The following is a 9,065-nucleotide window of genomic DNA, read 5'->3' as shown; positions in this document are numbered from 1 at the left end:
TACTTTCAGTCAGGCTTTATCGATGTGGTTGAAAAGCCCATAGATAGGGAGAAATTATACTTATTACTAACACATGTGCTGAAGCCGGCTTCATCGAAACTCAAAAATATTTTAGTGGTGGATGATGATGAAATTAACTCTATGATTTTGATTCGGCAAATAAAAAGTTACAGCGAAACCCTGACGGTACTTCAGGCGAAAAATGGTGAAGAGGCTTTACTAAAAGTAGAGAGTGCCGCGGTTGATCTTATTTTTATGGACATGGAAATGCCGGTTATGGGGGGGCTGGAGGCGACGCAAAAATTACGAGAAGGGGGCTTTATTAAGCCTATCTATATGGTCACAAGCAATATAGATGTTGAGCATAAGTCGTTATGCTTGGCGGCAGGTGCAACAGGGCACCTGCCGAAACCGCTGGATAAAAAGAAAATTCGCAGTGTTCTAGAGATTTATTGAATCCTTGCGATTAATCTTTTACCGAGGATTTTTTCATCTCTTGCTCTAGCCGTATTTCGAGTTGTTTTGGTGAACTAGTATGCTTTGCCAGTAAGTGATACATAATCGGCACTATCGTTAGGGTGAAAAAAGTCGCTGCAATAATTCCGGTTAATACAACGATCCCAATAACGGTGCGCGTTTCTGCTCCAGCTCCAGAAGACATTACCAGTGGCAATGCCCCAAATGCTGTAGTAATCGCCGTCATAATAATAGGGCGCAAACGCTGCCCCGCCGAAGTAATAATAGCTTCGTCAAAGGCTATCCCTTTATCGCGTAGCTGATTTGTAAATTCAACAATGAGAATGCCATTCTTAGCTGCCAAGCCAACCAACATAATAATGCCAATTTGCGAATAAATATTCAGCGATTGCCCAAATACATATAGACCAATCAGTGCACCCATAATCGCAAGCGGTACTGTAAGCATAATGATAAAGGGGTGAATGTAGCTTTCAAATTGCGCGGCTAACACCAAAAATACGACGATTAGCGCGAGAGCAAAAATAAAATAGATTGATTGTCCGCTATCTCTTAAGTCTTGAGATTGCCCTTTAAAGCTGATGACCGCTTCTGCCGGAAGGTACTGTTTGGCTAACGCTTCTAAATAAGTAATTGCTTCACCCAGGGTGTAGCCTTCGGCGAGATTGGCTTCTAGCGTAATTGCGCGCATGCGGTTGTATCGGTTGAGCGAATTGGCGTCGGCTCCTTCTTTAATATTAACAACACTATCAAGGGGAATTAACTTGTCAGTATTTCGGCTGCGTACATAGATGTTGGCCATATCCATGGGGGTGTTTTGCTGCGTGCGTTCCCCTTCAATAATAACGTCGTATTCTTCCCCCCTATCTAAATAGGTCGTTACACGGCGTGACCCTTGTATTGTGGATAGGGTATTGCCAATTTCTTGTGCGCTTACGCCTAAGTCGGCTGCTCGTTGAGTATCGATATTGACCAATACTTGTGGTTTTGTTTCTTTAAAATCGTGGTCTAGGCCGATAAGTCGAGGATTGTTGCTGGCTTCTTTAATCATGATATCCCGCCAGGCCGCGAGTTCTTCATAATTACTGCCGCCAATAACCAGTTGCACCGGTTTACCAAAGCCCCGCCCAAGTGCCTGTCGCATTACAGGGAAGGCGCGTACACCGGCTAAGTCGCCAAGCCGTTTACGCACATCGCCCATGATGGTAAATGCGGAGCGTCGATCGGCCCAGTCTTCTAAAACAATAATCACAAAGCCGCCGGAATAATCGGCGGTGCTGCCAAAACTTCGCGGTGTGCGAATCAGTAAGCGTTTCACTTCGCCAGAATCGACCATTGGCATTAAACGTTTTTCTATTTCATCCATATATTCTTTTGAGTATTTAAAACTAGAACCTTCTGGTGCCGATACCATAACAAAAAATGCACCACGATCTTCTTTGGGAGTGAACTCACTTGGCACATGTTTAAACAGCCAAAAGCAAGCGCCCAGAGATAAGACTAACGTCACTATTGTCATAATAGGTTTTTTAATGCTGCGTGTTAAAAACGCTTGGTATTGATGACGTAGACTGCTTAATACTTTATCGACAATCATTGTTACACGGCTAGGTTTATGCTGTGGTTTGAGTAATTTTGAACACATCATCGGTGATAGCGATAAAGCAATAATCGATGAAAAAGCAACAGCCGCAGACATGGCAACAGCAAATTCTGTAAAGAGTTTACCTAGGTCACCTTCTAAAAAAGTGATCGGTAAAAAAACCGATATCAAAACCGCGGTTGTAGCAATAACCGCAAAAGAAACCTGCCTTGCTCCTAAGAAGGCAGCCACTAGCGGAGTTTCGCCTTCGGCAATGCGGCGGTGAATATTTTCGAGCATTACGATGGCATCATCAACGACCATTCCAATCGCTAAAATCATCGCGAGTAAGGTCAGTAAGTTAATGGTGAAGCCCAGCATAAATAAAACAATAAACGTCCCCATTAGCGAAACGGGAACTGTGACGGCTGGAATTAAGGTTGCTCTCACGTCACCAAGGAACAGGAATATGACAATAATCACTAAGGTCATGGCAATGAAGAGTGTTTGATAAACTTCTTTAATCGATTGCTCAATAAATACTGAGCTATCGTAACTGCGCAATAACTGGGTGCCCTGAGGAAGATCTTCGTTAACATCGTCGAGTAGTGCGCGTGCCGCGCGTGCAACATCTAAAGTATTGGCTGTCGACTGCTTGGTAATGCCCACGCCTACCATGGGTACGCCATTTCCTCTAAATGATTTACGGTGTTCCTCTGCGCCGAGCTCAATGCGTGCAACATCACCTAAGCGCACAAGGTAATTATTGTTTTTGGTTATGACGATTTCAGACATTTGTTCTGGCGTGCGATAAGCGCGCTCTAATCTTACCGTGAATTGGCGCTGTTCGGACTCTACGCTGCCAGCGGGTAGCTCTATGTTTTCTCGGCGTAGTGCTTGTTCTACATCGGTTACGGTTAAATTACGTGCCGCCAAGGCGTTGCGATCCAACCATATGCGTAAGGCATAATCTAATCCGCCACCAATACGTACCCGTGCAACGCCATCTAAGACGCTAAATCGATCGATAAGGTAGCGATTGGCATAGTCGGTAAGTTCCAGTAAATTCATGCGGTCGCTTACCAAGTTAAACCACATGATTGTGTCGTCATCGGCGCCCGCTTTGGAGACTTCTGGGGGGTCGACATCAGCCGGTAAATTTTCGAGTACCCGCGCAACCCGGTCACGTACATCGTTAGCCGCGCCATCGATATCGCGGTTAATATTAAATTCAATGCTCACTCTTGAGCGGCCATCTTGGCTGCGTGAGACAATATTTTTAATGCCTTCAATACCGGAAATTCTATCTTCGATAACCTTAGTAATTCTACGTTCGACGACCGCTGCTGCCGCTCCGCGATAGGTCGTATCAACGGTAATAACGGGGGCATCGATATCGGGGTATTCCCGCAAGGGTAAGCGATCGAAAGCGACCAAGCCAAAGGCTAAGATTAATAGGCTAATAACGGAGGCAAAAACAGGGCGTTTAACGGATATATCTGTGATGATCATGCGGCTTTACTCCGCCACTCTTCTACTTGCGGCGCGACCTCTATACCGGGTTTTACTTTTAGTAGCCCTTGTAAAACAATATTGGAGCCACTATTGAGCCCTTCTATAATTTCTACTTGGCCTTTTTGTCGCTCACCAATGGTGATGGCCGTTTCGTTAGCGATGTTGTTTTCATCCACGGTATAAACAAAGTGTTGGTCGCCACGCATAAAAACAGCTTCCTCGGGGACCAATAATGCCTGTCTCTGTTGGTTGATAATATCGAGTGTTAACAGCATTCCTGGGAGTAGCTTATGCTCACCGTTAGCGAGCGTGGCGCGTACTCTAATACTGCGACTAATGGGGTCTACTCGAGAGTCGAGAGTTTCTATCACACCGGTAAAACCTTCATTGGGGTAGGCTGCGCTGTGTGCGCTTACGGTTTTTCCTGGCGTCATCAAGCGTAAATGCTTTTCTGGAACATCAAAATTAATATATAAATTTTCGATAGCATCAAGCGTGGTAATAATGTCGCCAGGCCGCGCTAGTGCTCCCACGCTGAGATTGCGTAATCCAAGTACACCATCAAAAGGTGCGAGTAATTGACGTTCTGCCAAACGCGCATTGACTTCGGCAATGCGTGCCCGCGCGAGCTCAATTGATGACTGTCGGCTATCAAGTTCAGAGGATGGAATTGATTTTTGTCGTACAAGGTCTTCAATCCGCGCGTATTCTCGCAGTTGCTCGGTTAGCTCAATCTGAGCCCCCTTTAGCAGTGCTAGCTCTTCGGCTTTTTCTAGCTCAACTAACGCAGTACCTTGCTTAACGAATTGCCCTTCTTGCATCGGGAGTGCCGTCACGCGTTCGGTAATGGTGCTGGTTAGCTCGATCGACTCAAGGGACTGTGTAGTGCCAATGGCTTGTAGGCTTTGTGTCATGGTTTGCTCCGTGACAACGTAAAGCACTACACCCGGTGCTCGATTTTGCCGTTGTCCTGCATCACTAGAGCTGTAATAGCGCCAACCTACGGCCGCTAAAGCAATAACCAACACAAAGAATCCAATGGTACGCATACATCCCCCAAGAATGAAAAATTAGCTTATTGGGAATCCCCTGTACGATAAGGGTTCCCTGGTTGTTTTCTCGGCTCTTACTCGCCGCATGCGCGGCTTATACCTTTAGTGCACGACCCTTAGCCTGCAGGGCACTATACGTGACCGACCGGCATAATGGTTGAGGCAAATTGGCGATTAAATACATGCACCCTCGCCCCGCCAGCAGCTTTCTTGCGGGTGAGCAGTAGCGCTATTTGACATTTTATTCTATGAAGGCGGCTTATTCTCAGGGGATGTATGAGGAGTTTTTGATCTGAAGTGTTCTAGGTAGGTGGCACCAACTTATCGGCGCACTCGCATCCTGAGATGACTATAGGGTACAAGTGCTAGCGGGCAATTTGTGTGCGGAGCCAGTAATGACTAAGGGTTATGCAATATGACAATGATAAAAAAGACACTAATCACCGGAGCGTTGCTCATGCCGGCTGTGCATGCCCACTCTCATATCTATTGGGATGCTAACGGCAATGTTCAGCCCAGAAACTGCGGTACTCGAGGTGATTCACCGGCTGTTTTTAAGTCCGGTGCGCGCATTTCGGTGACTTATAATGTGGCGGTTAAGCATGGTAATACCGTACGGATTGAATTCTCGCCTGAAAAAGATCTAGGGTTTGAAGACAACCTCTTATTTGAAACGGCTGCGGTTGCGGGTTTTAATAATGCAACCATTAGGCTACCTGATGTTGAGTGTAAAGATTGCACATTAAGAGTCTGGGAGTCGGGTTATCAGTCGTGCGCTGATATTCAATTAACCGCGAGCGGGCTACATGAACCCGATAGTATTGATACGGAGCCACCTGTTGAAGCTTCTGATTTTTTCGCGGCTGTCGCCGACAAAAGTATTGAATTAAGCTGGAATAATCCCAGCGAAGATTTTTACAGGGCGATCATTTTACAGTCGGCGATTGATGTGATGTCGGCACCGAACGATACCGTGAGTTATAACGCGGGGGATCAATGGGGTAATGCTGTTGTCGTATATGCGGGGGCAGGGAGTAATACGGTTGTTTCGGGGTTAACGCGTAATACGGATTATCATTATAAAATATTCACCGCTGATGCAAGTTTGAACTACTCTGCAGGCACCGCTTTATTGGCGAGTACAACAGACTTAGGCAATAGCGAACCCGACGTTACCTTAACCGTTATGCAAAATGATGTGATTACCTCGCAAGTATTTTCCGATGCGGGTAATGTTTATATTCAAGCGGCGATTCACGATTTTGATGCAGAAGATTTCCACACATTAGACTGGAGCATGACAGATTATCGGCTGGTGGATTTACATACCGATGATGCCATGCTGGAATTTGACCCGAGTGACTTAATGCCTGGTGATTACACGGTCTCCTTAACGGTCACCGATAATGGCAACCCTCCTTTTAGTGATACACAAACAATGAAAGTTAATATTCAGCCCAATGCTGGCGGGGAGTCTAGTGTGAGTAATATGACAACCTCTACTGATAGCCCCACAGGGGGAAGCATGGGGCTGTTGAGTTTGGTTCTTCTGAGCTTATTATCTTTGATGGTGGGACTTAAAGGTTTAATGGGGGTCAATAGAGAGCGCTAGTATTTATTCATTCATCAGTTTTATCTTTTAAATCCGCCGCAAAGGCGGATTTTTTTATGGTTATCCCAGCGTGACGTTGTTGATTCTGGTGAAAAGAGCGCGCTCATGAAATGGAGGCATTCCTTCCTATGCCCATTCAAAAGTCAAATACATCCTATTCGTCAACGCCCTCCTTTTTTCGACTCACGGAATTATAAATATCTTTCAACAGGGGTTCCAAATCAATTATTCGGATAGGTTTAGCGAGGCCGGCTATGATAATAGCGCCTCTAGCTTCCGCGAGTGTGGCTGCAGTTTGAAGATATTCTCCATCATAGCCACTCATTAATATAACGGGTGTATATTTGTTTTGCAGGGCTAGCCACTCTAGAAGTTCATTCCCATCCATTTCGGGCATTACAATATCCATCAGAATGCCTGCGGGTGTGGTTGCGCTATATATATCTTGAAATTCTTTTGCGCTCGTTGCAATCTTCACGTCAAAACCCATGCCTTCGGCCACATCGCTTAAAAATTTAGCCATGTCAGGTTCATCATCAACAATGAGTAGTTGCGGTTTGCTCATATTGCTAATCTTTTTAAAAAGAGTTCAATGGGTGGCTCAAGAGTCAGTAGGCGCAGTTATGCTCCTGACTAAAAGTGTAGCACTAATGAGTCATGCTGCCGGCGAAGACCCTTAGGCTGAGCAGAAGGTAATTCATAACCTACCCAGTGCGGTAAACCTAGTGCAACATCCCACTAGGTTTACCCTGTTATGTTGCCTTCTGTGAGCCATCTTCGAGTGTGCGCCGTATCTCTTGTGCTAATTCGTCACGCGTGTAAGGTTTGCTCAATATGTGTTTGTTGAACTTAGCTTGGCCATTATGTGCAACAGCCCTTTCTGTGTACCCGGATGTGAGCAATACTTTGAGCTTTGGTTTTTCTGCAACGGCTCGTTCAGCGAGTTGATAGCCGTTGATTCCGCCGGGCATAACCACGTCACTGAATAGCAATTCAATAGACGGTTCACTGGCCAGGATCGACAAGGCTTGATCGCCGTCGCAAGCGGTAAATACTCGGTAGCCTAACTCTTCCAACTTTATTTTGGCGAGCTCCCGTAATTGTTCCTCGTCGTCCACCACCAGAAGTGTTTCAGAGCCCGCAGGCAGTGTTTCGATATGCTGATTATTCGTTTCGGCAGAAATGACGTTCGCATGCGCACGCGGTAGATAAACCCTAAAGGTGGTGCCAATCCCAAGCTCTGAATAGACTTTTACGTGACCGCCTGATCGTTTGACAAAACCATACACCATAGCAAGCCCTAATCCGGTACCTTTGCCATGCGTCTTGGTGGTAAAAAAGGGTTCATACACGCGCTCCAAAAACTCTCGGGCGATACCCGTGCCATTATCACTGACCGCTATTTCTGCATACTCGCCAGGCTCTGCGCCAATATTGTGGTTGCAGTAGTCCTGGTCAAGAATGCTGTTGCGGGCCTCCAGCGTGAGGATGCCGCCATTCGGCATTGCGTCTCGTGCATTGACCACCAAATTAATCAGTGAATCCTCGAGATCACCAGGGTTAATAAATACTGGCCATAAATCGTTGGCAAATGTACGTACTATCTTCACTGCAGGAGTAACAGTTCGAGCAATCAAAATTTCAGTTTCGATGATAAGTTCGTTGAGGTTTGTAATGGTGGATTCTTGAGCGTCTGTACGCGCAAACTTGAGTAATTTCCCCGTGAGAACTGCTGCGCGGTGAGCTGATTTCTGAATCACGGCTAGCATCTGCGCGGCTTTTTCATTATCGCTAAGCTGCCGCTCTAGCAACTCAACATTGCCAAGGATTATCGCCAGGATGTTGTTGAAATCATGAGAGATCCCACTGGTGAGCTGCCCGACCACATCCATTTTTTGGGATAGGCGCAGGGCTTGCTCGGTCTTTCTCATCTCTGTGATATCTGCAGCCAGTGCGAAGAAACCTTGTAGCTCGCCTTTGGTGTTAAAGTCCGGTAGATAGGAAACCTGAACCTGGCGTTCACCTAAAGGTTCAAGGGAGAATGTTCTTTCGAAAACAACGTGTTCACCCTGCAAAACCCGGTCTAAATAAGGTTTTATTTGCAAATACATTTCGCTATTCACCAATTCACATATACCAGCGCCGATGAGATTTTGTGGAGTATCGCCTACCCACGTTGCGTAATTAGAATTGATGAAGACGCAGCGTTCATCTGTATCGTGATAGGCAATCCCCCCAGGGAATGAATTACCGAGCGCTTCAAATCTGTCTGCGGCCAATCTGGCTTCTTCTTCATTTTTTCTGTGTTCGGAAATATCACGAGAAATCACGGCAACGCCATCGTCATGGCCGTCAGCGCCTCGCAGCGGAAATAATATTTGAGAGTAGGGTGTGCTGTCGCCGTTCGGGCCTTTCAGATCAAAGATTTCTGGGCCCGTGCGGGATATGAAAGTCTTATCTTGCAGTGCCGTCCAGATGCCGTGGGCATACAAACGCTGGTTATCCTCGATTAACGAAAGGTTTTCATCGTGTCGAACTGATAGCGCTTGCTGAGCCGCATAATTAAGATAATTTAGCGTCCCATCCGGTGCTGAAATGTACACCAAGTCACTGGTTTGCTCTACGACTTCGCGCAAACGTTCGCGCTGTAAATCGGATTCGGCCAGCGCATCTAGCATTTGGTTAAATTGTTTTGACAGTTGCCATATCTCGGGGGAACTTGCTGATAAGTCGGCGCGGCTACGGCGGTCGCCGGCAGCAATTTTTCCGCTGGTGGCGACGAGATTCCTTACTGGACTCACAACGAGATAATTGACACCGTAGCGCC

6 protein-coding genes are annotated in these 9,065 nt (G+C 46.4%); 2 read left to right on the top strand and 4 right to left on the bottom strand.

Translation table 11 applies throughout. The annotated features are described in order from the left end of the window. Positions 1–456: response regulator (locus AC3A8L_RS17075; protein ID WP_487963482.1), on the top strand; the 456-nt coding region annotated here is incomplete at its 5' end. A gap of 10 nt (positions 457–466) precedes the next feature. On the opposite strand, the gene AC3A8L_RS17070 is transcribed toward AC3A8L_RS17075, so the two are convergent. Next, positions 467–3,571: an efflux RND transporter permease subunit gene (locus AC3A8L_RS17070; RefSeq protein WP_487963481.1), complete on the bottom strand. Its 3,105-nt coding sequence runs from the start codon at positions 3,569–3,571 to the stop codon at positions 467–469. Beyond that, positions 3,568–4,623, bottom strand: a complete 1,056-nt coding sequence (locus AC3A8L_RS17065; protein ID WP_487963480.1) for an efflux RND transporter periplasmic adaptor subunit — start codon at positions 4,621–4,623, stop codon at positions 3,568–3,570. The genes AC3A8L_RS17070 and AC3A8L_RS17065 overlap by 4 nt, the downstream gene beginning before the upstream one ends. A 418-nt stretch (positions 4,624–5,041) precedes the next feature. Here AC3A8L_RS17065 and AC3A8L_RS17060 point away from each other — a divergent pair, with 418 nt between their 5' ends. Beyond that, complete coding sequence (locus AC3A8L_RS17060; RefSeq protein ID WP_487963479.1) at positions 5,042–6,238, top strand: hypothetical protein; 1,197 nt, start codon at positions 5,042–5,044, stop codon at positions 6,236–6,238. A 154-nt stretch (positions 6,239–6,392) separates the two neighbouring features. Here AC3A8L_RS17060 and AC3A8L_RS17055 read toward each other — a convergent pair whose 3' ends face one another. Together AC3A8L_RS17055 and AC3A8L_RS17050 are read right to left on the bottom strand one after the other, a co-directional pair. Next, positions 6,393–6,803, bottom strand: a complete 411-nt coding sequence (locus tag AC3A8L_RS17055) for a response regulator (protein ID WP_487963478.1) — start codon at positions 6,801–6,803, stop codon at positions 6,393–6,395. A 187-nt stretch (positions 6,804–6,990) separates the two neighbouring features. Further along, on the bottom strand, positions 6,991–9,065 hold a 2,075-nt coding region (locus tag AC3A8L_RS17050), incomplete at its 5' end, for a PAS domain-containing protein (RefSeq protein WP_487963477.1).

The organism is Marinagarivorans sp., assembly GCF_982758155.1.
Note: the sequence above shows the minus strand (reverse complement) of the source record. Positions and strands in the feature narration are given on the sequence as shown.